Genomic DNA, 26,866 nt, shown 5'->3' with positions numbered 1-26,866 from the left:
CAGCACGGAGCTGGTCAGCTCCGCGGGATCTCCTTCATCTCGAAGGCCTCGACGATGTCGCCCTCCTTGATGTCCTGGAAGTTCCGGAGCACGAGACCGCACTCGAACCCTTCCCGGACCTCGGACGCGTCGTCCTTCTCCCGCTTGAGGGACGCGAGGTCGAGGTTGTCGGCCACCACGGCACCGTCGCGGAGCACCCGCACCTTGGCGTTGCGTCGGATGACACCGCTGGTGACCATGCAGCCCGCGATGTTGCCGATCTTCGACGAGCGGAAGATCGCACGGATCTCCGCCTGGCCGAGGGTCGACTCCTCGAACTCGGGCTTGAGCATGCCCTTGAGGGCCGCCTCGATCTCCTCGATCGCCTGGTAGATGACCGAGTAGTACTTGATCTCCACGCCCTCGCGGTCCGCGAGCTCGGCAGCCTTGCCCTGGGCCCGGACGTTGAAGCCGATGATGATCGCGTCGGAGGCGGCCGCCAGGTTGACGTTGGCCTCCGTGATCGCACCGACACCGCGGTCGATGACCCGCAGCGAGACCTCGTCGCCGACCTCGAGCTGCGCGAGCGCGTCCTCGAGAGCCTCGACCGAACCGGACACGTCGCCCTTGAGGATGAGGTTGAGCTCCTGGCTCTCGCCCTTCTCCATGGAGGCCATGAAGTCCTCGAGCGTACGACGAACGCGGCGCTTCGCCTGCAGGGCGGCCCGCTCGCGGGCCTCCCGCTTCTCGGCGATCTGACGCGCCATCCGGTCGTCCTCGACCACGATGAAGTTCTGGCCCGCGCCGGGAACGGCGGACAGACCGAGCACCATCGCCGGGCGACCCGGGTCGGCCTCGGACATCTCCTCGCCGTGCTCGTCGAGCATCGCGCGGACCCGGCCGTAGGCCGGACCGGCGACGATCGAGTCGCCGACGCGGAGCGTGCCGCGCTGGACCAGGATCGTCGCGACCGGACCGCGACCGCGGTCCAGGTGCGCCTCGACCACGAGACCCTGCGCGTCCTGGTCCGGGTTGGCCCGGAGGTCCAGCGACGCGTCAGCGGTCAGCACGACCGCCTCGAGCAGCTTGTCGAGGTTGAGGCCCGCCTTGGCCGAGACGTCGACGAACATCGAGTCGCCGCCGTACTCCTCGGGCACCAGGCCGTACTCGGTCAGCTGGCCACGGACCTTGGTCGGGTCCGCCTCCGGCTTGTCGATCTTGTTGACCGCGACCACGATCGGCACACCGGCCGCCTTGGCGTGGTTGAGCGCCTCGACGGTCTGCGGCATCACGCCGTCGTCCGCCGCGACCACGAGGATCGCGATGTCCGAGGACTGCGAGCCGCGGGCACGCATGGCGGTGAACGCCTCGTGACCCGGGGTGTCGATGAAGCTGATGCGCCGGTCGGCGCCGTCGACCTCGGTGTGCACCTGGTAGGCACCGATGTGCTGGGTGATGCCACCGGCCTCGCCCTCGACCACGTTGGCGCCGCGGAGGGCGTCGAGCAGCTTCGTCTTTCCATGGTCGACGTGCCCCATGACGGTGACGACCGGCGGCCGGACGACCAGGTCGCCCTCGTCGCCCTCGTCGGCCCCGAACTCCAGGTCGAACGACTCCAGCAGCTCGCGGTCCTCGTCCTCCGGGGAGACGACCTCGACCTTGTAGTTGAGCTCGTCGCCGAGCAGCTCCAGGGTCTCGTCACCCACGGACTGGGTCGCGGTGACCATCTCGCCGAGGTGGAAGAGCATCTGCACGAGCGACGCAGCGTCGACACCGATCTTCTCGGCGAAGTCGGTCAGCGACGAGCCGCGCGAGAGACGGACGGTCTCGCCGTTGCCCTTGCGGACCCGCATGCCGCCGATCGTCGGGGCCTCCATGGCCTCGAACTCCTGGCGACGCGCCCGCTTGGACTTGCGGCCACGCCGGGCGGGACCGCCCGGGCGCCCGAACGCACCCTGGGTCTGGCCGCGCTGGCCGGGACGACCGCCACCGGGACGGCCACCGCCGCCGGGGAAGCCGCCGGGACCACCACCGGGACCACCGCGACCGGGCGCACCGCCCGGACCACCGCGACCGGGAGCACCGACGCCACCGCGACCGGGGGCGCCGCCACGGGCACCACCGGGACCACCACCGGGGCCACCGCGACCGGGGCCGCGGCCACCGGGCCCGGCGCCGAAGGCGGCGGGGTTCTTCGGCATCATCGCCGGGTTGGGCCGCGGCATGCCGGGACGGCCGGGGCCGGCCGGCGGCCGCGGACCACCGGGTCCGGCCTCGCCCTCGCGCGGCGGCGGGGCGGGGCGACGACCCATGCCCTGGCTGGACGCGAACGGGTTGTTGCCCGGACGCGGGGTGCCGCTCGGCTTGCCGACGGGCCGCGGCGCGGGGGCCTTGGGCGTCGGGGCACCGGGCTTCGGAGCCGCGGGGGCGTCCGGAGCCGACGGCGCCGACGGGGCGGCCGCGGCGGGCGCCTCGGCAGCCGGCTCGGCCGGTGCCTCGGGCTCGGCGGCGGGCGCCTCCGGGGCGGGAGCGGCAGCGGCGGGCTCCTCGACCGGCGCAGGAGCCGGTTCGGGCTCGGGGGCCTTGGGCTTCTTCGGACCGGGCTTGGGAGCCGCGGCCTTCTTCGCAGGAGCCTCAGCCGGCTCAGCGGCCGGCTTCATCCGCGCCAGGAGCTCGGCGCCGTAGGCGTCCTCGAACTTCTTGACAGCGGGCGGCTCGATGCTGGAGGAGGCGGTCTTGGCGAACTCGCCGATGGCGCCGAGCTTCTCCAGCGCCTCCTTGCTGGGGATCCCGTACTTTTTCGCGAGTTCGGAAACTCGGGTCTTGGCCACGTTTCTCCTTCTGGCCCAAGACCCTTGTTGGGGGAGGTCTCAGACCGTTGGTGGATAGTGCAGAACGAACTGGCTCATCGCGAGGTACTCATCGAGTGCTCATGAGCTGCTGCTCCAGTCTCTGTCGGTCGATCACTGCTGGTTCTGGCGCGCGTCGAGGTACTCACCCACCGGTGCGCTGGACAGCCCACCCTCGACCCTGAGAGCACGGGAGAAGGCTTTCCGGCGTACCGCGAGGTCGTAACACCCCGGGGTGGGATGCAGGTGTGCGCCCCGTCCGGGTGCGGTGGCGTCGGGATCGGGTACGACGACCGGCCGGCCGTGCGCATCCGAGCCGGCGATCACTCGCAACAACTCGCGTTTGGCGGCCCGCTCCCGGCATCCGATGCACGTCCGGACCGGTCCCTCCGAGGAAAGAACGCCCGGCGACAACGAGATGTTCCGTCGGCCTGCCACCAACGGTGAACTCTACCGTCTCGCGGTGTCGATACCGAAACGGCACCGCCGCGCCTACGGTCGGAGCATGCACCGTCGCATCTCGGACCGCTTCACCGGCGCCGATCTCGACACCACCACCTGGCTCCCCCACTACCTGCCGGCGTGGTCGTCGCGCGCCGCCACCGCGGCGAGCTACCGGGTCGCGGGCCCGGGCCTGGTGCTCAGCGTGCCGACCGACCACCCGGTGTGGTGCGCCGGCGACCACGAGCCGCCGCTGCGGGTCTCGGGGATCCAGTCCGGCAGCTGGTCGAGACCGGCCGGGTCGTCGTACGGCCAGCAGCGCTACCGCCCCGGCCTGACCGTCCGCGAGGAGCAGCCGCGCTTCGAGGGCTGGCTCCCGGCCACCGGCCGGGTGGAGATCACCGCCCGGATGACGCTCTCCCCGCGGTCGATGGCCGCGCTGTGGCTGAGCGGCTTCGAGGACGACCCCGACCAGCTGCAGTGCGGCGAGCTCTGCGTCTTCGAGGTGTTCGGCCGTGCGCTCGGACCGGCGTCGGACCCCTCGGCCGAGGTGGGCGTGGGCATCAAGCCGTTCCGCGACCCCGCGCTCGTGGACGACTTCGCCGCTCCCCGGCTGCCGATCGACGTCACGCAGGACCACACCTACGCGGTGGACTGGGACGCCGACGAGGCGGTCTTCACCGTCGACGGAAAGGTCGTACGACGCTGCGCGCGGCCGCCGACCTACCCGATGCAGCTGATGCTCGCCGTCTTCGACTTCCCGGAGTGGTCGGTCGGCGACGACGACCACCTGGTGCCTTCGATGACTGTGAGCGAGATCAGTGGTGGGGGCTGATTCTCGGCCCAAGATCCGCGCTGGGCGCCGACACGGCGCGACACCCGAAGGGGCTCACTCCGCTCGCGAGGGCAGAGGTTCCGCCGGGTCGGCTGTCATCCACTCGGACTTCGTCAGCCGGCTCCGCCGGCCTCCTCGTCCGAGTGGATGTCGATGCGCCACCCGGTCAGTCGCGCGGCGAGGCGGGCGTTCTGCCCCTCCTTGCCGATCGCCAGCGACAGCTGGAAGTCCGGGACGACGACCCGGGCCGACTTCGCGTCGGCGTCGACGACCGTGACCGAGCTGACCTGGGCCGGCGAGAGCGCGTGCGCCACCAGCTCCGCCGGGTCGTCGGACCAGTCGACGATGTCGATCTTCTCGCCGTGCAGCTCGGACATCACCGAGCGCACCCGCTGGCCCATCGGCCCGATGCAGGCGCCCTTGGCGTTGACGCCGCCGACCGTCGAGCGGACCGCCATCTTCGTGCGGTGGCCGGCTTCGCGGGCGATCGCGGCGATCTCGACGGTGCCGTCGGCGATTTCGGGCACCTCGAGCGCGAACAGCTTCTTGACCAGGTTGGGGTGCGACCGCGACAGCGTGATCTGCGGCCCGCGCATGCCCTTGCGGACGGACACGACGAGGCACTTGATGCGCGTCCCGTGCCGGTAGTCCTCGCCGGGCACCCGCTCGCTCACCGGCAGCATCGCCTCGATCTTGCCGAGGTCGACCAGCACGTCGTCGGGGTTGCGCCCCTGCTGGATGACTCCGGAGATGATGTCGCCCTCCTTGCCGGAGAACTCGCCGTACTTGATCTCGTCCTCGGCGTCACGCAGCCGCTGGAGCATGATCTGCTTGGCGGTGGTGGCGGCGATCCGGCCGAACCCGTCGGGGGTGTCGTCGTACTCCCCGATCGTGTTGCCCTCCTCGTCGGTCTCCGCCGCCAGGACGGTGACGTGCCCTGTCTTGCGGTCGAGCTCGACGCGCGCGTGCTCCTGCGCGCCCGGGGTCTTGTGGTAGGCCGTGAGGAGCGCCTGCTCGATCGCCTCGACGAGGACGTCGAACTTGATCTCCTTCTCGCGCTCCAGCATCCGCAGGATGCTCAGGTCGATGTCCATCAGTCGCGGTCCTTCCGGTTGAACTCGATCTGCACGAGCGCCTTCCCCACCTCGGCGTAGGTCACCTCGCGGGGCCTGCCGTCCACGTCGAGGCGGACCCGCTCGTCGTCGGACTCCAGCACCCGACCGGTGACCGCCGAGCCGTCGGCGAAGGTCACCTTGACCAGCCGGTCCTGGTTGCGCCGCCAGTGGCGGGGCTCGGTGAGCGGCCGGTCCACGCCGCGGGAGGTCACCTCGAGGGTGTAGGGCTGCTCCCCCATCACGTCGGAGGAGTCGATGACGTCGTTGACGGCGCGGGTCGCGGCGGCGACGTCGTCGAGCGAGACGCCGCCGTCCTTGTCGACCGCGATGCGCAGCACCCGCCGCCGCCCGGCCGGCGTCAGCTCCACGGCTTCCAGGTCGAGCCCGAGCTCCTCCAGGGGGCCGGTCACGGCCGTCGACACGGCCGAGACGGTCGCGTCTGCACCGGGGCGATTGCTCGTGCTCATGCGGGTGAGACCCCCGTGTCCTGTTGTGGCGGTGCTAGTTGTGGCTGGGCTGCCCGTGCCGGTCGGCGCTGCGGCCGATCTGGGTAACTGCCGCCACGATACCGGCTGTAACCTCACCCGGTGCCCAGCAGAGCTCCCCGCGCGTCCCGGCGCGCCGTCCTCGTCAGCGGCGGGCTGGCGGGTGCGGCCGCGATCGCCACGACTCTCTCCGGCTGCGGCAGCGCCGACCCCGGCGCCGCGGACTCCGCGGGTGCCGCCGACCCCACGGCACCAGCGGTCGGCGCCGACAGCGACCTCGCCGACCGCGTCGCCGAGCACCTCGGTGAGACCCTCACGCTGGCCCTCTCCACCGGCGCGTCGTTCCCGGCGCTGCGTCCGCTGACCAGGAGGCTCGTCGCGCTGCACCGGGCCCATCTCGACGAGATCGGCCGGCCCGGGGACGACATCTCGGGCGGCCGGGTCGACGGCGGGGCGGAGACGGCGCGCGCCCGGTTGCTGCGCGCGGAGGACAAGCTCCAGGGCCGGCTGGTCCGTGCCGCGCTCGAGGCCGAGAGCGGCGCCCTGGCCCAGGTCCTCGCCTCGATGGCCGCAGCCGTCGCCCAGCAGAGGTTGGTCGCGTCGTGAGCGCCGCGGCGAACCCCGAGGCACTGCAGACGGCGCTCGCGGCCGAGCACGCGGCCGTCTTCGTGTACGGCGCCCTCGGCGGTCAGACCTCGCAGTCGAGCAACCCGACGCTCTACGCCGCGGTCACCGACGCCTACGTCACCCACCGCACCCGCCGCGACGACCTGATCGCGGCGCTCGAGGCCGACGGCCAGGAGCCGATTGCCGCCGAACCCGGCTACGACCTGCCCGCCGACCTCGCCACGGCCAGTGCGATCTCCCGCCGGGCGCTCGCGCTCGAGCGGGCATGCGCGGCGACGTACGCCTACGTCGTGGGCTCCACCACCGACGACCAGCGCTCCTGGGCCGTCGAGGCCCTCCTCGACGCCGCCACCCGCGCCCTCGCCTTCGGCGGCGAGCCCGAGCAGCTCCCCGGCCTGTAGCGCGAGCTCACGACGGCTCGGCACGTCCCGAGTGCGAGTTTGCGACGGCTCGGTGGGGATCGCGCCGTGGAAAACGAAATGGTCCGCGACTCCCGTTTCGGGGAACTCCCGAGACGTCCCCCGAAGCGGGGTCGCGGACCATTCACATGACCGGGGACAACGGCCATCGCAGGCGCCGACGAGGTGGGGCTCATCGACTGCTGTGCACGATTCTGCAACGAACCGGGCCGGAACTAACGATCCTTCGATCCTCAGAAACGTGCACTGCAGAAACATGCAATCGATGAGGCTGCCCTCACCCGGTGCTCAGACCCGATAAGCCGCCCACATCGAGTCCATCCGGGCACTCTGGCCGGGGGTGAACTGGTTGTAGCAGGAGTCGTAGCTGTAATCCATGTAGTTGTGGATCGGGTCGAGGCCCGGCAGCGAGCAGGAGTCCCGGCCGGCCGGGCAGCCGGTGGTCGACGAGCTCTGGGCCGGGGTGTCGCTCACGGAGTCGTTCGTGGTCGTGCAGCCGCCCTGGAACGTGTGGTAGAGCCCGAACCAGTGTCCCGCCTCGTGCGTCGTCGTCTTGCCGAGGTCGTAGTTCGTCGCCGAGCCGCCCGGCAGCGATGAGTACTGCACACGGATCCCGTCGATGCTCGGGTTGCGGGCGTAGTCCCACGGGAAGGTCGCGACACCGAGGTAGGCGAAGTCGACCAGCCAGATGTTGAGGGCGTTCTTGCCGCCCTGCCGGGTCCGCGCGCGGTAGGTGCTGGACTGCTTGTCCCGGTGCCACTGGTTGTTGTAATACGTGTCGACCCCGGCCAGCTGGAAGGTGAAGCCGGTGTCGGCGGCGGCCGCGGACTCCTGGCCCGCGAAGTCCTGGTTGAGCTCGGCGATCTGCGCGTTGATCTGCGCGGAGGTGACATCACCGGCACCGGTCGCCGACAGCATCTTGTGGAAGTAGACGGGCACCACTGCACTGGTGCGTCGCGTCTCGCGCCGGGTGATGCCCTTGTCCCGCAGGATCGCTCGGGTCCGCTTCTCGATCGCCCGCTGCTGGCGCGGCGTGACCGTCCGCGTGTCGCCGTGACCGCGACCGCGGGCGTCGGCGGCCGCGTCGTGCCCGGTCGGGGTGACGCACGCCGGGGATCCGGTGTCCATCGGACGGGCCTGCGCCGGGGCAGCGAGACCGAAGTTGAGGGTGGCGGCCCCGGCCACCAGGGCCAGGACGAGACATTTCGTGACACGCATAGGTCGACAGACCTCCCGAGATCAAGATCGTCCGGAGTGGACGACCATTGCCGTGCATCCTCCGGCCAGGCGCGCGGAACGCGCAAGATCCCTCGGGGTAGGAGTTTCCCGAGCCTCAGCGCCAGGGGGCGATGAGGTCCGGGATGTCGCTGAGCCGCTGCGCGACGGCGTCGGGCTCCCCCTCGGTGTGGCCCAGTTGCTCGGCGGGGATCGCCGAGTGCGGGACGTGGATCGCGCGCATGCCCGCGCTCTGCGCGCCCCACACGTCGTCGTAGAGCCGGTCGCCGACGTAGACGCAACGGGCCGGGTCGGACACGCCCACCGCGTCCATCGCCGCCGCGAAGGCCTCGGGCGCGGGCTTCGTCCAGGGGACCTCGCTGGTGTAGACGTCGCCATCGATCAGGTGCGCCACGCCGTCGCGCTCGAAGAAGCCGACGTGCCACTCCCGGGGCCACACGGTGTTGGACAGGACGCCGACCTTGATCCCCTCGGCACGCAGCCACTCCCAGAGCGGCCGCACCTCCGGGTCGGTCTCGGTGTGCGGCACCCAGAACTCGTAGTACGCCGTGAGCAGCTCGGGGTCGTGCTCGAGGCCCGCCTCGGTGAAGAGGTCCGCGATCGTCGCGCTCTGCTGGTGGTCGCGGCTCCTCCCCCACACCTTCGCGCCGGCCTCGTGCAGGGCACGCGCGTGGAGGTGCCGGTCGTCGTCCTTGTCCGGCGTCGCGACGACAGCGGCCGCCAGCGCGAGCGACTCGGCGTGGAAGTCGATGTCGTGCCAGCGCGTGAGCGTGCCGCCCCAGTCGAAGATGACGGCGTCGATGCCCATCACCCGCGGACGACCTCCGCAAGGTGGGCCGCCGCGTCGGCAAGGGGTACGTCGGTGCGCTCGCCGCTGCGGCGGTCCTTGACCTCGACCACACCGTCGGTCAGACCGCGGCCGACGGTGACGATCGTCGGCACGCCGATCAGCTCGGCGTCCTTGAACTTCACGCCGGGGCTGACCTTGGGGCGGTCGTCGTAGAGGACGGCGAGCCCACGGGCATCGAGGTCCGCGGTCAGCTGCGCGGCGGCGTCGAAGACCGCGTCGTCCTTGCCGGTGGCGATCACGTGCACGTCGTAGGGCGCGACGTTGCGCGGCCAGCACAGGCCGATGTCGTCGAGGGTGTTCTCGGCGATCGCGGCCACCGCGCGGGACGGCCCGATGCCGTAGGAGCCCATGGTGACGGTCACGAGCTTGCCGTTCTCGTCGAGCACCCGCAGGTCGAGCGCGTCGGCGTACTTGCGGCCGAGCTGGAAGATGTGGCCCATCTCGATGCCGCGTGCCGACTCCAGGGTGCCGTCGCACTTGGGGCAGGGGTCACCGTCCTTGACCTCGGCGACCTCGATGAGCCCGTCGGGGGTGAAGTCGCGGCCGGCGACGAGGTCGAGGACGTGGCTGCCGGCCACGTCCGCGCCGGTCACCCAGCGGGTGCCGTCGACGATGCGTGGGTCGACGAGGTAGCGGACGCCGGCCTCGGCCTTCTCCCCCAGCGCGCCGGGGCCGATGTAGCCCTTGGCCAGCGTCGGGCGGGCCGCGAAGTCGGCCTCGCCGAACGGCTCGAAGACGACGCCCTCGCCGAGCACGGCCTCGAGCCGCTTGGTGTCGACCTCGCGGTCACCGGGCAGGCCGACGGCGAGGGCCTCGGTCGTGCCGTCGGGGTAGCGCACGCTGAACACCACGTTCTTGAGGGTGTCCGCAGCGGTCCACGGCCGGTCGTCGCGGGGGAACTTCTCGTTGAGGTGGTCGACCAGGGTGTCGATGGTGGGCGTGTCGGGGGTCTGCTCGGCGTGCGCGGCCGGGGCGCCGCCCCACCCGTCGGCCTCGGAGGCGGCGGGCGGGACCGGCCGGGTCTCGACGGCCTCGACGTTGGCGGCGTAGTCGCAGTTGGTGCAGCGGACGTAGGTGTCCTCGCCCACCTCGGCCTTCGCGAGGAACTCCTCGGAGCCCGAGCCGCCCATCGCACCCGACATCGCCTTGACGATGACGTAGTCGAAGCCGAGCCGGTCGAAGATCTTGATGTAGGCCTCGCGGTGCCGCTGGTACGACGCCTCGAGACCCGCGTCGTCGACGTCGAAGGAGTAGGAGTCCTTCATCGTGAACTCGCGGCCGCGCAGGATGCCGGCGCGGGGCCGTGCCTCGTCGCGGTACTTGGTCTGGATCTGGTAGATCGAGAGCGGCAGGTCCTTATAGGAGCCGTAGAGGTCCTTCACCAGGAGCGTGAACATCTCCTCGTGGGTCGGGCCGAGCAGGTAGTCGGCGCCCTTGCGGTCCTGGAGGCGGAACAGGCCGTCGCCGTACTCTGTCCAGCGCCCGGTGGCCTCGTAGGGCTCGCGAGGCAGCAGCGCGGGGAAGGAGACCTCCTGGGCCCCGATCGCGTCCATCTCCTCGCGGATGATCGCCTCGATCCGGCGCAGCACCCGCAGCCCCAGCGGCAGCCAGGTGTAGATGCCGGGGGCGGCCCGGCGGACGTAGCCGGCCCGGACGAGCAACCGGTGGCTCGGGACCTCGGCGTCCGCGGGATCCTCGCGCAGGGTGCGGACGAACAAGGTCGACATCCGGGAGATCATGCGCACAGGGTAGGCGGGGGCTTCCCCGCGCCGGAAACCAGTTCCGGTCAGGCCCGACCGGCGCGCCATGCGCCGCGGATGAGGGGCAGCTGGAGCGGGAGCCGGGCGAGCGAGACCGCCTGGAGCGGGCGGTTGGAGCCCTGCACCGCGTCGACGGCCATCTTCACGTTGCCGGGGAACACCCCGACGAGCAGGGCGGCGCCGGCGACGCCGGCCGCGCGCCGGGTGGCCGGCAGCATCATGCCGACCGCGCACAGCAGCTCGGCGACCCCCGAGCCGACGATGACCTCCTTGTGGGCCGGGACCCAGGACGGCATCAGCGGCTCGAACACCGCGGGCTTGACAAGGTGCACCGTGCCCGAGGCGAGGAAGGCGCCGACGACGACCTTGGCGTCGCGACGGAGAGGTACGGTCACGGTCGGTCTCCTCAGAACATCACGGTCGCGAACCGGGCTGTCTCCCGGAAGCCGACCCGCTCGTAGGCCCGTCGGGCGGGCTCGTTCCACTCGTTGACGTAGAGCGAGACGCTCGGCGCGATCCGGGTCTGAACCAGGTCCACCACCGCGGCCATCCCGGCCGACGCCAGGCCCTCGCCGCGACGGTGTGGCGGCACCCAGACGCCCTGGATCTGAGCGGCGTCGCGGGTCGCGCACGCCACCTCGGCCTTGAACACCAGCTCCCCGCGGTCGAACTTGGCGAAGGACCACCCGCGGCTGATCAGCTGCACGACCCGGGTGCGGTAGAGCTCGGTGCCGCCGCCGGCCTCGGGCGAGACCCCGACCTCCTCGGTGTACATCGCGACGCACGCCGGGTAGAGCAGGTCGAGGTCGGTGCGGGCGGTCAGCCGCACGCCGGGGTCGGAGTCGACCTGGGGCGGGCCCTCGATGACGAGGTGCCGCTGGTCCCACCGAGCGTCCCGTGGCTGACCCCAGGTCCCGGACACGGCGTCCCAGAACGGCTGCACGGCGTCCTGGGGACCCACGATCGTCGAAGCCGTACGACGGCGCGCGAGCGCGCGTTCCGCGAACGCGACCGCGTCCTCGGGGCCGGCCTGGATCGGCACCAAGTTGGCGGCCACGTGACAGGCCGCGACCAGCACGCCCCCGTCGAACCGCCCCCACATCTCGCCACCGAGCCAGCGCGGCTCCAGGCTCGTCGTCTGGGCGCGGTGGATCGCGAACACGTTGACGACCGGGTCCTGGTCGGCGAGCGCCAGGAAGTCGTCCAGGTCGGCCGCCGCGAGGACACGCACACCGTGGCGGGTCGTCAGCACGGGGCCGAGCCTACGACGTGGGACGTCCGGCGCGGACCCTCCGTCCGGGCTAGAGTTCGGAACCTCCCTCCTTGCTCGATCGGATCCTTCCTGTGAGCCCACGCGTACGACGTGCGTGCGCGGCTGCGCTGGCCGTCGCCGCGCTCTGGTTGGCGCCCGGCGACGCGCTGAGCTCGGCCGCAGATCCGCCTGCGTCGTCGCCGTCCGCCGAGCGCGCCCGGACCGACGCGTGCGGCCCGCTGGTCGGGAAGCCGGGTGGCGGCCACTGGCAGTGCACGTTCGTCGACAACTTCAACGGCACGGCGCTCGACACCTCGAAGTGGGCGTTGCAGGACACCGTGAAGTCCGGCTTCCGGTCGGGTCTCACCTGCTACCGCGGAGGCGAGAACGTCGCCGTCCGCGACGGGACCCTCCGCCTGACCGCCCGCGACCTGGGCCACCCGGTCGACTGCAGCAACCCCTACGGCCAGTTCCTGACCCGCTACACCGGCGGCCTGGTGACCACCCGCAACAGCTTCACGCAGACCTACGGCCGGTTCGAGGTGCGCGCCAGGTTCCCGACCGCGCGGACCGCGGGGGTGCACGGTGCGTTCTGGATGTACCCGCCGCAGCTGAAGTACGGACAGTGGCCGGCCTCGGGCGAGATCGACGTCGCCGAGTGGTGGTCGAGCGACCCGCAGACGGTCCTCCCCACGCTCCACTACAACGGGCGGAACTTCCACGCCGACTCCGGCTGGGGCTGCCAGGTCGCCGACGTGAGCAGCTTTCACACCTACCGGGTCGAGTGGTACCGGACCGGGATGCGCTTCTTCGTCGACAACGCCTTGTGCTTCTCGAGGAAGTGGCGCCCCGATCCGCCGCAGGAGTTTCCCCAGCCGTTCGACCACCCGTTCGGGATGATCCTCAACATGGGCGTCGGCACCGCGGCCGGCACCAACCGGGTGACCGAGGAGACCCAGCTGCCGGCGACGTTCGTCGTGGACTACGCCCGCGCGTGGAAGTAGCTCAGCGCAGGACGGCCTCGACGAGGCGGCGCAGCACCGCGAGCTGACGGCGCATCTCGCCGGGGTCGCCGGTCGACCGGGCGAGCAGGTAGGCGCCCTCGAAGGTGACGAAGACGTGGTCGGACAGCGCGTCGACGTCGACGTCGGTCCGGTCGCCCAGCGCGGCGGCGAGCAGCTCGGCGTACCGCTCCCGCCAGACGACCACCGCCTTGGTGATCGGGTCGGAGGTGGCGGCGTCGACCAGCTCCATCTCGGCGAGCACGGAGGTGTAGAGGCAGCCGGTGGTGCCAGCCATGATCTCGTCGGCCAGGTCCTCGTAGTAGCGCAGGAAGGCGATCGCGCGGCTGGTCGGGTCCGCCCCGGCCTCGAACGCCGCGGTCATGCCCGCCTCGAGCATGGCCAGGTCGTCGGCGACGTACTGCGTGACCAGCGCGTCGGCGAGGTCGCGCTTCGAGGCGAAGTGGTGGAAGAACGCGCCCTTCGACGTCCCGGAGGCCGCGAGGACGGCCTCGACCGTCGTGGCGCGGAACCCGTTATCGATCACCAGTCGGCGCGCTGCCGTCAGGATCCGGTCGCGGGTCGCTGTTCCGTCTCGAGGCACAACTCGATTGTTACAGACCGTTTGGTCTGCTACAAACCTCGTACCAGACCAAACGGTCTGTAACGAGAGAGGACACAAGCATGACCCAGCGACTGCTGACCGACGGCGGTCTCGAGACCGACCTGATCTTCAACCGCGGCATCGACCTGCCCGAGTTCGCGGCGTTCCCCCTGGTGGACACCGCAGAGGGCCGGGCTGCGCTCCGCGACTACTACTCGGCCTACGTCGACCTCGCCGTCCGGGCCGGCGCGACCGTGCTGCTCGAGACGCCGACCTGGCGGGCCAACCCCGACCACGGCGCGACCCTCGGCTACGACGCCGCGGCGCTCGACCGCGTCAACCGGACCTCGGTCGACCTGCTGCGGGAGCTCGCGGCCGGCCGGGACGAGGAGCTCCTCGGTTGGCAGGTCGGCGGGATCCTCGGTCCGCGCGGCGACGGCTACCAGGCCGCCGGCGGGGTGGACCCGGCCGAGGCCGCCGACTACCACCGCCCCCAGCTCGCGGCCTTCGCCGCGGCGGGAGCCGACCGTGCCACGGTGCTGACCCTCACCGATGTCGGCGAGGGGATCGGCATCGCCCAGGCCGCTGCGGACCTCGGCCTCCCGGTCATGATCGGCTTCACGGTCGAGACCGACGGGCGGTTGCCGGACGGACGCACGCTCGGCGAGGCGTTCGCCGCCGTGGACGAGGCGGCGGCGCCGCCGTACTTCTTCGTCAACTGCGCGCACCCGACCCACGTCGCCCGCGCGCTCGACGGCGGCGCGTGGCAGGCCCGGGTGGGCGGGCTGCGGGTCAACGCCTCGACGATGAGCCACGCCGAGCTCGACGTGGCGACCGACCTCGACGACGGCGACCCGAACCTGCTCGCCGTGGACCAGAAGGCGCTCTTGGACGCCTTCCCGCAGGTCGAGGTCCTCGGCGGCTGTTGCGGCACCGACCTGCGGCACGTCGCCGCGATGTGGGGTGTCGACGCCGGCCGCTGACGAAGGTGGGTGAGCCTTGCAAGATCTCCTGCGCGCCCTGGCGAGTCCGGCTACCGTGTCCCCGACTACTGCGAGCGACTCGGCGCCGCAGGCATGGGTGGTCGACGTGGCACTGCCACGTCACGGCGCTGGGGGTAGCACCAGATGGGTCGGTCGGTTCGTGGCCGTGGCTCGATGCTCGCGGTCGTCCTGCTCGTCGCGTTGGCGCTGGTCGGCGGCTTCGCCCCGGTCGGCGCGACCGGCGAGGGCCGGGTCCAGGACCCGTTGCCGCCAGGCGATCGGGCCGCGCTCGACCGTTGGGGCGGCACGGCGACGCCCGCCGACAGCGCACCGACCACGAGCAGGGCAGCCCGCAACCGCTGCGGGAAGGTGCTCGTCAAGCCCAACGGTCGACGTTGGCGGTGCAGCTTCGTCGACAACTTCGCCGGCACCCAGCTGAACCGGGACAAGTGGATCGTCCAGCAGACCCACGAGACCGGCTTCTACACCGGGCTCACCTGCTACCAGGACGACCCGAGCACGGTCGCGGTGGGCAACGGGAAGCTCCGCGTGTCGGTCCGCAAGGCCCGGCGGGAGTTCTCGTGCCGCCTCCCTGGTGGTCGGTTCTCCACCCCGTACTCCGGCGGCATGGTCGGCACGCGCACCAAGTTCTCCCAGACCTACGGCCGGTGGGAGGTGCGGGCGAAGTTCCCCACCGCGAAGCGGGTCTCCGGGCTGCACGGCGGCTACTGGATGTACCCGTTCGAGCAGACCTACGGGCCGTGGCCGGAGTCGGGTGAGATCGACGTCGCCGAGTGGTGGTCGAAGTTCCCGCGGCGGATCATCCCGTCGCTGCACTTCGACGGCCGCGACCGTCGCGTCGACTCCGGACGCAACTGCCTGGTGCCGAAGCCGACGAGGTTCCACACCTACCGGCTGCTCTGGACGCCCAAGGTCATGCGCTTCTTCGTCGACGGCCGGCAGTGCTTCAAGCGCAGCTGGCAGCCACGCCTGCCGCAACGGGCGCCGCAACCCTTCGACCATCCCTTCAGCTTCATCCTCCACCTCGGTGTCGGGAAGGCCGGAGGACCGCACAAGGTCACCGACCGCACCAAGGTCCCCGCGACCTTCGTCGTCGACTACGCCAAGGCATGGCGCTGACGATCCGGCGCCCGGTCGCTCCGGTCCGCCGGGGAGCACGTGCTGTACGCTCGCGCAGATCCGTGACCTCTCGGGTTCCCGTCGCGTGTATGCCTGGGGGAACGAACTTGCAGCCAGTCCGTGCCGTGCGGCGTCTCTGCGTCGCGGCGACCCTGGTCGCTGTCGCCGCGCTCGCGCCGCTGCCGACGACAACGCCCCCGACCGGCGCCGCCGCGGCAGCGCCGGCACCCCTTGCCGAGCGGGCGAGCGACGCCTGCGGTGACCTCGTCCCCAAGGCCGGCGGTGGGACCTGGGAGTGCACGTTCGTCGACGACTTCGAGGGCGCCCGGCTCAACCGTCGCAAGTGGATCGTCCAGGACACCGCGCGCACCGGCTTCAAGACGGGCTCCACCTGCTACACGCCCGACCAGGAGAACGTCGCCGTCCGGGGTGGCGCCCTCCGCCTGACCGCGCGCAAGGGCGAGATGTTCCGGTGCGGCAACCTGCTGCGCACGTTCACCACCCGCTACACCGGCGGGATGGTGGGCACCAAGGGCAAGTTCTCACAGACCTACGGACGGTTCGAGGTCCGTGCCAAGTGGCCGACCGCCCGGACCTCGGGGATCCACGGCGGGTTCTGGATGAACCCGGTCGAGAAGACCTACGGCCGCTGGCCGGAGTCCGGTGAGATCGACATCGCCGAGTGGTGGTCGTCGCGGCCGAGGCTGGCGCTGCCGTCGTTGCACTACGACGGTCGCCACAAGGATGTCGACTCCGGCTGGCGCTGCAGGATCCAGAAGCCCAGCCGGTTCCACACCTACACGCTGGTCTGGCAGAAGCGCGTGATGCGGTTCTCGATCGACGGCAAGCAGTGCTTCGCCCGCCGGTGGGTGCCGGAGCCGCCGCAGCAGGCGCCGCAGCCGTTCGACCACCCGTTCAGCATGATCCTGAACATGGGCGTCGGTCGGAAGGTGGGGCGCCAGAAGGTCACCCCGGAGACCGAGTTCCCGGCCAGGTACGTCGTCGACTACGCGAAGGCGTGGAAGTGAGGGGTCGCCTCCGCCGGCTGCTCGTCGGCGCGGTCGTGGTCGGAGCGACGGGCATCGCGGCGCCGACGATCGGGGCGACCACGGCACCGGCCGCACCGGCCGCTTCTCCCGCGGCGCCGGCACCGGCGAGGGCGACCACCGCCGCGACGTCGTACGACGCCGCCGGGACCCCCGAGCACCGGGTACAGCGGAGGGACAAGTGTGGTCCCGTGCTCAGGAAGCCCAGCGGCCGTCGGTGGCGGTGCTCGTTCGTCGACAACTTCGGCAAGAAGGAGCTCGACCGGTCGCGCTGGATCATCCAGCACACCGCGAAGACGGGCTTCAAGACCGGTCGCACCTGCTACCGGGACTCGCCGGACAACATCGCCCAGCGCGACGGCGCCCTGGTGCTGACCGCGCGGAAGGGCCGGTGGATCAACTGCCGGTTCGGGCCGCGGTGGCTGCGCACGAAGTTCACCGGCGGGATGATCGGCACCAAGGGCAAGTTCTCCCAGAAGTACGGCCGGTTCGAGGTCCGCATGAAGTTCCCCGAGCACCAGACCGGCGGCGTGCACGGCGGCTTCTGGATGTTCCCGGTGGAAGCCACCTACGGGCCGTGGCCGCACTCCGGCGAGATCGACGTCGCGGAGTGGTGGTCCTACGACCACACGCTGGTGCTCCCCTCGCTGCACTTCGAGGGCCGTGACCCTGACGTCGACTCGGGTTGGGACTGCCGGGTCGAGGACCCCGACGTCTTCCACACCTACACCTTGGTCTGGCAGCGCGCGCGGATGCAGTTCCTCATCGACGGCACGGCGTGCTTCACCACGACGTGGGAGCCGGACCACCCGCTGCGGGCTCCCCAGCCGTTCGACCACCGGTTCAGCATGATCCTCAACGTGGGCGTGCAGGACCAGGGCCTCTCGGCGCGCACCACCTTCCCGGCGGAGCTGCTGGTCGACTACGCGAAAGCCTGGCGCTGATCTCACCAGGCGGGTCGGACGCCGAGCAGGTCGGATGACCGGTACGGTCCGTACCCGGTTATCTGTCGGACCATCTCGGGAGCCCGCCGTGCTGCGCACCACCAGACTCGCTCGCCTCCTGGTACCTGCCGCGGCGCTCGTCGCCGCGGCCGGGCTCGCCCCCGGTGCCGCGGCGTCCCGGCGGTCGGAGACCGCACCTGCCCCCCGCGCCGCGACCGACCCGTGCGCGGCAGCGCCGCTCGAGGGCGACACCACGTCGTGGACGTGCACGTTCTCCGACGACTTCGACGGCACGTCGCTGGACGGCTCGAAGTGGATCGTCCAGGAGACCTCGGAGACCGGCTTCCGCACGGGCCGCACCTGCTACCGGAACTCCCCCGAGAACGTCGCCGTGCGCGACGGCAGCCTGGTCCTGACCGCCCGCAAGGGGCGGTGGGTGAAGTGCACGGTGCGGATGAGCTGGCTCCGCACCCGCTTCACCGGCGGCATGGTCGGCACCCGCGGCCACTTCGCCCAGACCTACGGGCGGTTCGAGGTCCGGGCCAAGTTCCCGCCGGCCCGCACCGGTGGCCTCCACGGCGGCTTCTGGATGTACCCGCTCGAGGAGACGTACGGCGACTGGCCCGACTCCGGCGAGATCGACGTCGCCGAGTGGTGGTCCTACGAGCCCGACCTGGTGCTCCCGTCGCTCCACTTCGACGGTCGCGACCCCGACGTCGACTCCGGCTGGGACTGCCGGGTCGCCGACGTGACCGCGTTCCACACCTACACGGTCGTGTGGCAGCCCGCCGTGTTCCGCTTCTTCATCGACGGCGAGCTGTGCTTCACGCGGTCGCCCACCCCGGAGCACCCGTTGCGCGCGCCGCAGCCGTTCGACCGCGACTTCCACATGATCCTCAACCTGGGCGTGCTCACCCAGGGGCTGACCTGGCGGACGAGGTTCCCGGCGGAGCTCCACGTCGACCACGCCCGGGCGTGGCGCTGATTTGTTCTCGTATCTGATAACACTTCCCGGGTAAAGAACGAGCCGCAAGGAATGGCGGGGGCCGGAAAGGTCCACGCATGCCTGAAGCACGTCCCGCACCCCGTTCCCGCACTGTCCGTCGCCTCCGCCCAGGCCGCTGGGTCCTCGGCGGCGCCGTGGTCGCTGTCGGCGCACTCGCGTCGCTCCAGACCGTCGGGCCGCCCGAGAGCACCGACACCGCCGAGGCCGAGCCGGCTCCCGACGCGTGCGGGACGCCCCTCACCAAGAGCGACGGCTCGCCCTGGACCTGCACCTTCGCCGAGGACTTCGACGGCACGTCGCTGGACGAGGGGAGGTGGACGATCCAGGAGACGGTGAAGACCGGCTTCCGCAGCGAGGCCACCTGCTTCACCGCGAGCGAGGGCAACGTGAGCGTCGCCGATGGTGTGCTGCGGTTGACCGCGCGCGACGAGGGCGTCCCGAAGAGCTGCAGGAACGCCTTCGACGACTTCACCACGCCCTACACCGGCGGGATGGTCGGCACCAAGGGCAAGTTCTCCCAGACCTACGGCCGGTTCGAGGTGCGCGCGAAGTACCCGCCCAGCAACGCCTCCGGTCTGCACGGCGGGTTCTGGATGCTCCCGGTCGACAACAAGTACGGGCCGTGGCCGAGCTCGGGCGAGATCGACGTGGCCGAGTGGTGGTCGACCGACCCGACGCTGGTGCCACCGTCGCTGCACTACAAGGGCCGCCACTATGCCGCCGACACCGGCTGGAACTGCCGGATCTCCGACGTCACCGGCTGGCACACCTACACGGTGGAGTGGGCCCCGTCCGGGCTCGACTTCTTCATCGACGGCGAGCAGTGCTTCAGCCGCTCCCCCGTGCCGGCGGACCCGCTGGTGCCGCCCCAGCCGTTCGACCAGCCGTTCAGCATGATCCTGAACTTCCAGGTCAGCATGCCGAGCGGCACCAACAAGGTGAGCGCCGCGACGCCGTTCCCGGCGACCTACGAGGTCGACTACGCCCGAGCCTGGAAGTGACGGCGGACGACCGCTGAGGTCAGGAGACCGACACCGAGGGCTCCGCCCCCTCGACCGGCTCCATGCCCTCGGCGATCCGCAGCGCCTCCTCGATGAGCGTCTCCACGATCTGCGACTCGGGCACGGTCTTGATGACCTCGCCCTTGACGAAGATCTGGCCCTTGCCGTTGCCGGACGCCACACCGAGGTCGGCCTCGCGGGCCTCCCCAGGGCCGTTGACGACGCAGCCCATGACGGCGACCCGCAGCGGGACCTCCATGCCCTCCAACCCGGCGGTCACCTGCTCCGCGAGCGTGTAGACGTCCACCTGGGCACGGCCACAGCTCGGGCAGGAGACGATCTCGAGCTTGCGCTCGCGGAGGTTGAGCGACTGGAGGATCTGGAGGCCGACCTTGACCTCCTCCACCGGAGGGGCGGAGAGCGAGACCCGGATCGTGTCGCCGATGCCCTGGGACAGCAGGGCCCCGAACGCGGTGGCCGACTTGATCGTGCCCTGGAAGGCAGGACCGGCCTCGGTCACGCCGAGGTGCAGCGGCCAGTCGCCCTGCTCGGCGAGCAGCTCGTAGGCCCGCACCATGACGACCGGGTCGTTGTGCTTCACCGAGATCTTGAAGTCGTGGAAGCCGTGCTCCTCGAAGAGGCTCGCCTCCCAGACGGCCGACTCGACGAGCGCCTCGGGCGTGGCCTTGCCGTACTTCTCCAGCAGCCGCTTGTCGAGGGAGCCCGCGTTGACGCCGATCCGGATGCTCGTGCCGCGGTCCTTCGCCGCGCGCGCGATCTCCTTGACCTGGTCGTCGAACTTCTTGATGTTGCCGGGGTTCACGCGCACGGCGGCACAGCCGGCGTCGATCGCGGCGAAGACGTACTTGGGCTGGAAGTGGATGTCGGCGATGACCGGGATCTGGCTGTGCTGCGCGATCTCGGGGAGGGCCTCGGCGTCGTCCGCGGACGGGCAGGCCACCCGCACGATGTCGCAGCCGGCGGCGGTGAGCTCGGCGATCTGCTGGAGCGTGCTGTTGACGTCGGCGGTGAGGGTCGTGGTCATCGACTGCACCGAGATCGGGTGGTCGCTGCCGACCCCGACCTTGCCGACGTTGATCTGCCGCGTCTTGCGGCGGGGAGCCAGCACCGGCGGAGGTGCTGCGGGCATGCCGAGGCTGATCGCGGTCATGGTTCCAGGGTACTTCCGGGAGGTGGCCGATCAGGATTCGAGGCGGACCGGGACGACCAGGTCGCCCACGATCAGCACGACGCCCATCACCAGCATGGCCGAAGCCACGACGTACGCCACCGGGAGCAGCTTCGCGGCGTCGACGTAGCCCGGGTCGGGACGGCCGCGCAGCCGTGCGAACCGGCGCCGCAGACCCTCCCACAGCGCGCTGGCGATGTGACCGCCGTCGAGCGGGAGCAGCGGGAGGAAGTTGAACATCCCGATGAAGAAGTTGAAGCCGGCGAGGAGGCCGGTGAAGAAGACCACCTTCTCGGTGAGGTCGGTCTCGTCGTGCGAGGCGACCTCACCCGCGAGCCGGCCGCCGCCGACGATGCTGACCGGGCCCTCGGGGTCGCGGTCCTCGAGACCGACGACGGCCTGGGCGACGTCGAACACCTTCACGGGCAGGGTGCCGAGCGCCTTGACGACGTCGACGGTCATGCCGCCCATCTGCTCGATCGTGTAGAGCGGGCCGCCCGTGATGGTCTCCTGGCTCGGCCGGACGCCGAGGAAGCCGACCGGCTCGGGGTCGGCGTCCTCGTCGATGATCCGCGGCGTGACCGTCGTCTTGGTGGTCTTGGTCAGCAGCTCGCCGTCGCGCTCCACCACGATGGTCGCGACGCCGTCGTCGTTGTCGCGGATCAGCTGCTGGATCTCGCTCCAGTCGTCGGTCTCGACGCCGTTGAAGGACACGATCCGGTCACCGACCTCGAGCCCGACCTGGTAGGCCGGCGTCGGCTGGTCGCGCACCTCCTCCGGCGTGCAGACGCGACCGGACTCCTCGGGCGGGACGATGCAGGCCTGCACCTCGTCGAGGGTGGTGGTGGTCCGAAGGTCGGAGGGGTTGCCGTAGGTCCAGAACAGGGTCGCGAAGAGGAAGAACGCGATGAGGATGTTGACCGACGGGCCGCCGGCCATGACGACGACCTTCTTCCAGGACGGCATCTTGTAGAAGAGGCGGTCGGCGTCCTCCGGGCCGACCTGCTCCCACTCCGCCGCGCGCGCGTCGGAGATCAGCTGGGTGAACATGCCCGTGTTGGACTTGCGCACCCGGGTGACCTGCCGGCCCTGCTCGTCGTAGGTCACCTCGTCGGCGAGCTCGTCGGCCCCCGGCGGCAGCATCCCGACGATCTTGACGTAGCCGCCCAGCGGGATCGCCTTGAGGCCGTACTCGGTCTCGCCGACCTGCTTGCTCCACACCGTGGGCCCGAAGCCGATGAAGTACTGCGTCACCTTCCCACCGAACTTCTTGGCGGGCAGCATGTGGCCGACCTCGTGGAGGCCGATCGAGACGAGGATCCCGATGAAGAACAGCGTGAAGCCGATGGCGTACTGGAGGGCGTCCACGGTCGGTCAGGTTCCTCGCAAGGTGTCGATGGTGCGGGCTGCGGCATCGCGTGCCCAGGCGTCGGCGGCGAGGACGTCGTCGAGCGTGAGCTGCTCCCCCGAGAATACGTCGTGGTCCGCGAGCACCGTGCCGATCACGTCGACGATTCCCGGAAACGGCAGCTGGCCCTCGTGGAAGGCGTCGACGCACACCTCGTTGGCCGCGTTGTAGACCGCGGGCGCGGTGCCACCGCGACTCCCCGCCTCGCGCGCCAGCACCACCGCAGGGAACGCGCCGTCGTCGAGCGGCTCGAACCGCCAGTCGGCTGCTTCGGTCCAGTCGACCGGGGTCTCCGCGTCGGGGACCCGGTCGGGCCAGGACATCCCCAGCGCGATCGGCACCAGCATCGTCGGGAGGCCGATCTGCGCGACGACGGCTCCGTCGGTGAACTCGACCATCGAGTGGATGAGCTGCTGCGGGTGGACGACCACGTCGATCCGGTCGAACGGCACGTCGAAGAGCAGGTGCGCCTCGATCACCTCGAGGCCCTTGTTGACCAGGGTCGCCGAGTTCGTGGTGATCACCCGGCCCATCGCGAAGTTCGGGTGCGCGAGGGCCTGCTCGGGCGTGACCTCGGCCAGCTCGGCGCGGGTACGACCCCGGAACGGGCCGCCGCTCGCGGTCAGCACGAGGCGTCGTACCTCCTCGCGGCTGCCGCCGCGCAGGCTCTGCGCGATCGCGCTGTGCTCGCTGTCGACCGGCACGATCTGACCGGGTCGCGCGCGGTCCTTGACCAGCGGGCCGCCGATGATGAGCGACTCCTTGTTGGCCAGCGCCAGCGTCCGCCCGGCCTCCAGCGCAGCCAGGGTCGGCCGGAGCCCGACGGCCCCGGTGATGCCGTTCAGCACGACGTCGCAGGGCAGCCCGGCGGCCTCGACGGACGCCTCCTCGCCGAGTCCCGAGAACGCTGCCGGGTGCCGCGCGGTCACCTCGGCGACCTGCCGCTGGAAGAGCTCGGGGTTGCTGCCGCCCGCGGTGAGGCCGACGACGCGGAACCGGTCGGGGTTGGCCCGGACCAGGTCGAGCGCCTGGGTGCCGATCGACCCGGTCGAGCCGAGGATGACGACGTCTCTCACGCGGAGATCATCGCCGATCGGTTCACTCACCGAGCAATCGGTCGGCGGCCGCGTAGGGGTCGGCGTCACCCGCGATCACCGAGGAGGCCAGCTCGTCGATGCGGCCCCCCTCGTCGACCGCACCCCAACGCTCGCGCAGCGCGGCCATCGCGATCGCCTCGATCTCGTCGCGGGCGCGACGGACCCTGCGGCGGCCCAGCTCGCCGCTCTCCTCCGCCCAGGCCCGGTGGGCGTCGACGGCGTCGACGACCTCGGCCGCGCCGGTGCCCTCGGAGGCCACGGTCTTGAGGATCGGTGGCTTCCACGCGCCCTCGCGGCGCTCGGCCAGGGCGAGCATCGAGCGCAGGTCGCGCCTGACCTGGTCGGCCCCGTCGCGGTCGGCCTTGTTCACGACGTAGACGTCGCCGATCTCGAGGATCCCGGCCTTGGCTGCCTGGATGCCGTCGCCCATGCCGGGGGCGAGCAGCACGATCGTGGTGTCGGCGAGCCGGGCGATCTCGACCTCGCTCTGCCCGACGCCGACGGTCTCGACGAGGACGACGTCGAAACCGGCCGCGTCGAGGACCCGCAGCGCCTGCGGCGTCGCGCGGGAGACCCCGCCGAGGTGGCCGCGAGCGGCCATGGACCGGATGAAGACGCCGGGGTCGGTCGCGTGCTCGGACATCCGGATCCGGTCGCCGAGCAGGGCGCCGCCGGAGTACGGCGACGACGGGTCGATGGCGAGCACCCCGACCCGCAGGTCGCGGCGCCGCAGCTCGGCGACGAGCGCGTTGGTCGAGGTGGACTTGCCGACCCCCGGGGACCCGGTCAGCCCGACGACGTGGGCACCGCGGTCGGCGCGGTCGGCGCCGCCGGCGTGCGGCGCCAGCGCCGCCATCACCTCGCGCAGCTGCGGAGCGTCGTCCTCGACCTGGGAGATCAGCCGGCCGATCGCCCGGGCCTCGCCTTCGCGGGCCCGGGCGACCAGCTCGTCAGGCGTCTCAGCCCTGCGGGACACGCACGATCAGGGCGTCGCCCTGGCCGCCGCCACCGCACAGCGCGGCCGCGCCGACACCGCCGCCGCGGCGCTGCAGCTCGAGCGCGAGGTGCAGCACGACGCGGGCGCCGGACATGCCGACCGGGTGGCCGAGGGCGATCGCGCCGCCGTTGACGTTGACCTTGGCGTTGTCGAGACCCAGCTCGCGGGCCGAGGAGATGCCGACCGCGGCGAAGGCCTCGTTGAACTCGACGAGGTCGAGGTCGCTGGGGGCGATGCCCTCCTTCTCGCAGGCCTTCGCGGTGGCCGCGGCAGGCTGCAGCTGGAGGGTCGAGTCGGGGCCGGCGACCTGGCCGTGCGCGCCGATCTCCGCCAGCCACTGCAGGCCGAGCTCCTCGGCCTTGGCCTTGCTCATCACCACGACGGCGCAAGCACCGTCGGAGATCTGCGAGGCGGAACCGGCGGTGATGGTGCCCTCCTTGGAGAACGCCGGGCGCAGCTTGCCGAGGGACTCGGCGGTGGTGTCGCCGCGCACGCCCTCGTCCTCGCGGACGACGACCGGGTCGCCCTTGCGCTGCGGGATCTCGACCGGGACGACCTCGTCGTCGAAGGTGCCGTTCTTCCAGGCGACGGCCGCCTTCTGGTGCGACTGGGCGGCGAACTCGTCCTGCTCGTCACGGGTGAGGTTCTGGGCCGCGGCGTTGCACTCCTCGGTGAGCAGGCCCATCGCCTGCTGGGTGAACTGATCGAAGAGCGCGTCGTAGGCCATCGAGTCGACCAGGCTCACGTCGCCGAACTTGATGCCCTCGCGGGACTTCGGCAGGAAATGCGGGGCGTTGGTCATCGACTCCATGCCACCGGCGACGACCACGTCGACCTCACCGGCGCGGACCAGCTGGTCGGCGAGCGCGATCGAGTTGAGGCCGGAGAGGCAGACCTTGTTGATCGTGATCGACGGGACGTTCATCGGGATCCCGCCCTTGTGCGCGGCCATGCGGGCCGGGTTCTGGCCGGCGCCGGCCTGGATGACCTGGCCCATGATCACGTAGTCGACCTGGTCGGGGCCGACGCCCGCCTTCTCCAGCGCGCCCTTGATGGCGACGCCACCCAGGTCCGCGGCGGACAGGCTCTTGAGGCCGCCACTCAGGCGGCCGATCGGCGTACGAGCGCCGGCGACGATGACGCTGGGGTTGTCGGACATGTGGCCTCCGTGAAGAAAGGGATGAACCCTGGCGACGATACTCGCGGGTAGCGCCGACCGGCAGAGGGGTCCACGGCGGGTAGGTGAGGCCCGCGTCACACCGCCCGATGGGCACAATGACCGACATGAGCCTGAGCGACGTGCAGCACCTCTTCACCGCCATCGACCACGTGGGCATCGCGGTCCCCGACCTCGACGAGGCGATCGCGTTCTACTCCGGGACCTACGGCATGACCGTCGCCCACGAGGAGACCAACGAGGAGCAGGGCGTCCGCGAGGCAATGGTCCGCGTCGGTGACACCGACTCCTGCATCCAGCTGCTCGCGCCGCTCTCCCCGGACTCGACCATCGGCAAATTCCTCGACCGCAGCGGGCCCGGTCTCCAGCAGCTGGCCTACCGCGTCGCCGACATCGACGCCGTGAGCGCGACGCTGCGCGAGCGCGGGCTGCGACTGCTGTACGACGAGCCGAAGCGCGGCACCTCGAACAGCCGGGTCAACTTCATCCACCCCAAGGACGCCGGCGGGGTGCTGGTCGAGCTCGTCGAGCCGGCCGTCGACGCCCACCACTGACCCGCTCAGTCCCAGGTGAACCCGACCTGCTCCCCCGGCCGCAGCTGGGCGAGCCGGTCGGTGTCGGCGTCGACGACGACGGCGACGACGGGATAGCCGCCGGTCACCGGGTGGTCCGGGCCGAGCACGACGGGCTCCCCGCCGGGCGGGACCTGGATCGCGCCGCGCACGGCGCCCTCGCTGGGCAGCTGGCCGCCCGACGGCAGGTCGGCGGCCGGTTCGAGCCGGGCCCCGGTGAGGCGAAGGCCGACCCGGTCGGAGTCCGGGGCGACGGTCCAGGCGGTCGTCGTGAGCACGCCGACGTCGCGGACCCAGCCGTCCCGCGGCCCGCGGACGAGCCGGAGCACCGGGCGGGCGTCGTACTCCTGCGGCGGGACGGCGTCCACCCGGATGTCCTCGGCGGCGGCGTGCCCGACCGCGAGCCGGACGCCTCCGGCGAGCGGCTCCGGGCCGAGGCCGGCGAGGGTGTCCCGCGACCGAGAGCCGAGGACGGCCGGCACGTCGACGCCGCCGCGGACGGCGAGGTAGGAGCGCAGGCCCGACAGCGGTGGACCGAGCGCGAGGCGGGCACCGGGGCGCAGCGCGAGGACGGCGCCGGCCGGTTCGGGGCGGCCGTCGAGCAGCAGCGGCGCCGGCGCCCCGGTGACGACGACCCACGCGGTGCCGGCGACCGCCTCGACCTCGAGGCCGCCCAGCGTCACCTCGACCGCGGCGGCTCCGGCGGCGTTGCCGACCAGCCGGTTCGCCAGTGCGTACGACGAGCGGTCGGCCGCGCCCGACCGGCCGACGCCGATCGCGGCCTGCCCCGGCCGGCCGGCGTCCTGCACCAGCGCCAACCCCGCGCGACGCACCAGCAGCGCGGTCATGCCGC

At 71.5% G+C, this 26,866-nt stretch carries 27 protein-coding genes; 11 read left to right on the top strand and 16 right to left on the bottom strand.

The window, feature by feature from the left end; translation table 11 throughout:
* Positions 1-14: 14 nt before the first annotated feature.
* Both infB and DJ010_RS05045 read right to left on the bottom strand, forming a co-directional pair.
* Positions 15-2,810 carry a translation initiation factor IF-2 gene (gene infB / locus DJ010_RS05050; protein WP_109692576.1) on the bottom strand — a complete coding sequence of 932 codons (2,796 nt, stop codon included), beginning with the start codon at positions 2,808-2,810 and terminating at the stop codon, positions 15-17.
* Between the two features lie 132 nt (positions 2,811-2,942).
* Entirely contained in the window at positions 2,943-3,266 is a 324-nt protein-coding gene (locus DJ010_RS05045; protein WP_281271118.1) for a YlxR family protein, read from the bottom strand.
* Positions 3,267-3,333: 67 nt separating this feature from the next.
* Here DJ010_RS05045 and DJ010_RS05040 point away from each other — a divergent pair, with 67 nt between their 5' ends.
* A complete protein-coding gene (locus DJ010_RS05040) occupies positions 3,334-4,104 on the top strand; it encodes a glycoside hydrolase family 16 protein (protein WP_109693092.1) in 771 nt (256 codons plus the stop codon).
* Between the two features lie 113 nt (positions 4,105-4,217).
* Here DJ010_RS05040 and nusA read toward each other — a convergent pair whose 3' ends face one another.
* Both nusA and rimP read right to left on the bottom strand, forming a co-directional pair.
* Positions 4,218-5,198 carry a transcription termination factor NusA gene (gene nusA, locus DJ010_RS05035; RefSeq protein WP_109692575.1) on the bottom strand — a complete coding sequence of 327 codons (981 nt, stop codon included), beginning with the start codon at positions 5,196-5,198 and terminating at the stop codon, positions 4,218-4,220.
* Positions 5,198-5,686 (bottom strand): ribosome maturation factor RimP, encoded by a 489-nt coding sequence (gene rimP, locus DJ010_RS05030; protein ID WP_109692574.1) that lies wholly within the window; start codon positions 5,684-5,686, stop codon positions 5,198-5,200. The genes nusA and rimP overlap by 1 nt, the downstream gene beginning before the upstream one ends.
* Positions 5,687-5,806: 120 nt before the next feature.
* Between rimP and DJ010_RS05025 the strand changes: the two genes are divergently transcribed.
* A complete protein-coding gene (locus DJ010_RS05025; RefSeq protein WP_109692573.1) occupies positions 5,807-6,310 on the top strand; it encodes a hypothetical protein in 504 nt (167 codons plus the stop codon).
* Positions 6,307-6,732, top strand: coding sequence for a ferritin-like domain-containing protein (locus DJ010_RS05020; RefSeq protein WP_109692572.1), 426 nt, complete (start codon positions 6,307-6,309; stop codon positions 6,730-6,732). The genes DJ010_RS05025 and DJ010_RS05020 overlap by 4 nt, the downstream gene beginning before the upstream one ends.
* Positions 6,733-7,038: 306 nt before the next feature.
* Here DJ010_RS05020 and DJ010_RS05015 read toward each other — a convergent pair whose 3' ends face one another.
* The 5 genes from DJ010_RS05015 to DJ010_RS04995 form a co-directional block, all read right to left on the bottom strand.
* A complete protein-coding gene (locus DJ010_RS05015) occupies positions 7,039-7,968 on the bottom strand; it encodes a zinc metalloprotease (protein ID WP_109692571.1) in 930 nt (309 codons plus the stop codon).
* Between the two features lie 115 nt (positions 7,969-8,083).
* Positions 8,084-8,794 carry an HAD family hydrolase gene (locus tag DJ010_RS05010; RefSeq protein ID WP_109692570.1) on the bottom strand — a complete coding sequence of 237 codons (711 nt, stop codon included), beginning with the start codon at positions 8,792-8,794 and terminating at the stop codon, positions 8,084-8,086.
* Positions 8,794-10,575: a proline--tRNA ligase gene (locus DJ010_RS05005; RefSeq protein ID WP_109692569.1), complete on the bottom strand. Its 1,782-nt coding sequence runs from the start codon at positions 10,573-10,575 to the stop codon at positions 8,794-8,796. Before DJ010_RS05005 ends, DJ010_RS05010 begins: the two co-directional genes overlap by 1 nt.
* Before the next feature lie 47 nt (positions 10,576-10,622).
* Positions 10,623-10,991, bottom strand: coding sequence for a DoxX family protein (locus tag DJ010_RS05000; protein WP_109692568.1), 369 nt, complete (start codon positions 10,989-10,991; stop codon positions 10,623-10,625).
* Between the two features lie 11 nt (positions 10,992-11,002).
* Entirely contained in the window at positions 11,003-11,848 is an 846-nt protein-coding gene (locus DJ010_RS04995) for a GNAT family N-acetyltransferase (RefSeq protein ID WP_109692567.1), read from the bottom strand.
* Positions 11,849-11,940: 92 nt separating this feature from the next.
* On the opposite strand from DJ010_RS04995, the gene DJ010_RS04990 reads away from it, so the two are divergent.
* Complete coding sequence (locus DJ010_RS04990; protein ID WP_158282938.1) at positions 11,941-12,852, top strand: glycoside hydrolase family 16 protein; 912 nt, start codon at positions 11,941-11,943, stop codon at positions 12,850-12,852.
* A gap of 1 nt (position 12,853) precedes the next feature.
* Here the strand turns inward: DJ010_RS04990 and DJ010_RS04985 are convergent, their stop codons facing one another.
* Positions 12,854-13,453 (bottom strand): TetR/AcrR family transcriptional regulator, encoded by a 600-nt coding sequence (locus tag DJ010_RS04985; RefSeq protein ID WP_158282937.1) that lies wholly within the window; start codon positions 13,451-13,453, stop codon positions 12,854-12,856.
* 80 nt (positions 13,454-13,533) lie between these two features.
* Here DJ010_RS04985 and DJ010_RS04980 point away from each other — a divergent pair, with 80 nt between their 5' ends.
* The 6 genes from DJ010_RS04980 (at position 13,534) to DJ010_RS04955 (ending at position 19,573) form a co-directional block, all read left to right on the top strand.
* Complete coding sequence (locus DJ010_RS04980) at positions 13,534-14,436, top strand: homocysteine S-methyltransferase family protein (protein ID WP_109692564.1); 903 nt, start codon at positions 13,534-13,536, stop codon at positions 14,434-14,436.
* A gap of 174 nt (positions 14,437-14,610) precedes the next feature.
* On the top strand, positions 14,611-15,576 hold the full coding sequence (locus DJ010_RS04975; protein WP_158282936.1) for a glycoside hydrolase family 16 protein: 966 nt from the start codon (positions 14,611-14,613) through the stop codon (positions 15,574-15,576).
* Between the two features lie 125 nt (positions 15,577-15,701).
* On the top strand, positions 15,702-16,604 hold the full coding sequence (locus DJ010_RS04970; RefSeq protein WP_109692562.1) for a glycoside hydrolase family 16 protein: 903 nt from the start codon (positions 15,702-15,704) through the stop codon (positions 16,602-16,604).
* Positions 16,601-17,566 (top strand): glycoside hydrolase family 16 protein, encoded by a 966-nt coding sequence (locus DJ010_RS04965; RefSeq protein WP_158282935.1) that lies wholly within the window; start codon positions 16,601-16,603, stop codon positions 17,564-17,566. The genes DJ010_RS04970 and DJ010_RS04965 overlap by 4 nt, the downstream gene beginning before the upstream one ends.
* Positions 17,567-17,654: 88 nt before the next feature.
* Positions 17,655-18,551, top strand: coding sequence for a glycoside hydrolase family 16 protein (locus DJ010_RS04960; RefSeq protein WP_158282934.1), 897 nt, complete (start codon positions 17,655-17,657; stop codon positions 18,549-18,551).
* A gap of 77 nt (positions 18,552-18,628) precedes the next feature.
* Positions 18,629-19,573: a glycoside hydrolase family 16 protein gene (locus tag DJ010_RS04955; protein ID WP_109692559.1), complete on the top strand. Its 945-nt coding sequence runs from the start codon at positions 18,629-18,631 to the stop codon at positions 19,571-19,573.
* Between the two features lie 19 nt (positions 19,574-19,592).
* Here DJ010_RS04955 and ispG read toward each other — a convergent pair whose 3' ends face one another.
* The 5 genes from ispG to DJ010_RS04930 are packed head-to-tail and all read right to left on the bottom strand — an operon-like array spanning position 19,593 to position 25,423.
* Positions 19,593-20,744, bottom strand: a complete 1,152-nt coding sequence (gene ispG / locus DJ010_RS04950; protein ID WP_109692558.1) for a flavodoxin-dependent (E)-4-hydroxy-3-methylbut-2-enyl-diphosphate synthase — start codon at positions 20,742-20,744, stop codon at positions 19,593-19,595.
* Positions 20,745-20,774: 30 nt separating this feature from the next.
* Positions 20,775-22,130: a M50 family metallopeptidase gene (locus DJ010_RS04945; RefSeq protein WP_109692557.1), complete on the bottom strand. Its 1,356-nt coding sequence runs from the start codon at positions 22,128-22,130 to the stop codon at positions 20,775-20,777.
* A gap of 6 nt (positions 22,131-22,136) precedes the next feature.
* Complete coding sequence (gene dxr / locus DJ010_RS04940; RefSeq protein WP_109692556.1) at positions 22,137-23,246, bottom strand: 1-deoxy-D-xylulose-5-phosphate reductoisomerase; 1,110 nt, start codon at positions 23,244-23,246, stop codon at positions 22,137-22,139.
* A gap of 22 nt (positions 23,247-23,268) precedes the next feature.
* Entirely contained in the window at positions 23,269-24,243 is a 975-nt protein-coding gene (gene meaB, locus DJ010_RS04935) for a methylmalonyl Co-A mutase-associated GTPase MeaB (protein ID WP_211318664.1), read from the bottom strand.
* Positions 24,227-25,423: an acetyl-CoA C-acetyltransferase gene (locus DJ010_RS04930; protein WP_109692555.1), complete on the bottom strand. Its 1,197-nt coding sequence runs from the start codon at positions 25,421-25,423 to the stop codon at positions 24,227-24,229. The genes meaB and DJ010_RS04930 overlap by 17 nt, the downstream gene beginning before the upstream one ends.
* Before the next feature lie 125 nt (positions 25,424-25,548).
* On the opposite strand from DJ010_RS04930, the gene mce reads away from it, so the two are divergent.
* Positions 25,549-25,995 carry a methylmalonyl-CoA epimerase gene (gene mce, locus DJ010_RS04925; RefSeq protein ID WP_211318663.1) on the top strand — a complete coding sequence of 149 codons (447 nt, stop codon included), beginning with the start codon at positions 25,549-25,551 and terminating at the stop codon, positions 25,993-25,995.
* Between the two features lie 5 nt (positions 25,996-26,000).
* On the opposite strand, the gene DJ010_RS04920 is transcribed toward mce, so the two are convergent.
* Positions 26,001-26,861: a 5-oxoprolinase subunit C family protein gene (locus DJ010_RS04920; RefSeq protein WP_109692553.1), complete on the bottom strand. Its 861-nt coding sequence runs from the start codon at positions 26,859-26,861 to the stop codon at positions 26,001-26,003.
* Between the last annotated feature and the right edge of the window lie 5 nt (positions 26,862-26,866).

Origin of the sequence: Nocardioides silvaticus, assembly GCF_003160695.1 — a bacterium.
Taxonomy (GTDB): Bacteria; Actinomycetota; Actinomycetes; order Propionibacteriales; family Nocardioidaceae; genus Nocardioides; species Nocardioides silvaticus.
Note: the sequence above shows the minus strand (reverse complement) of the source record. Positions and strands in the feature narration are given on the sequence as shown.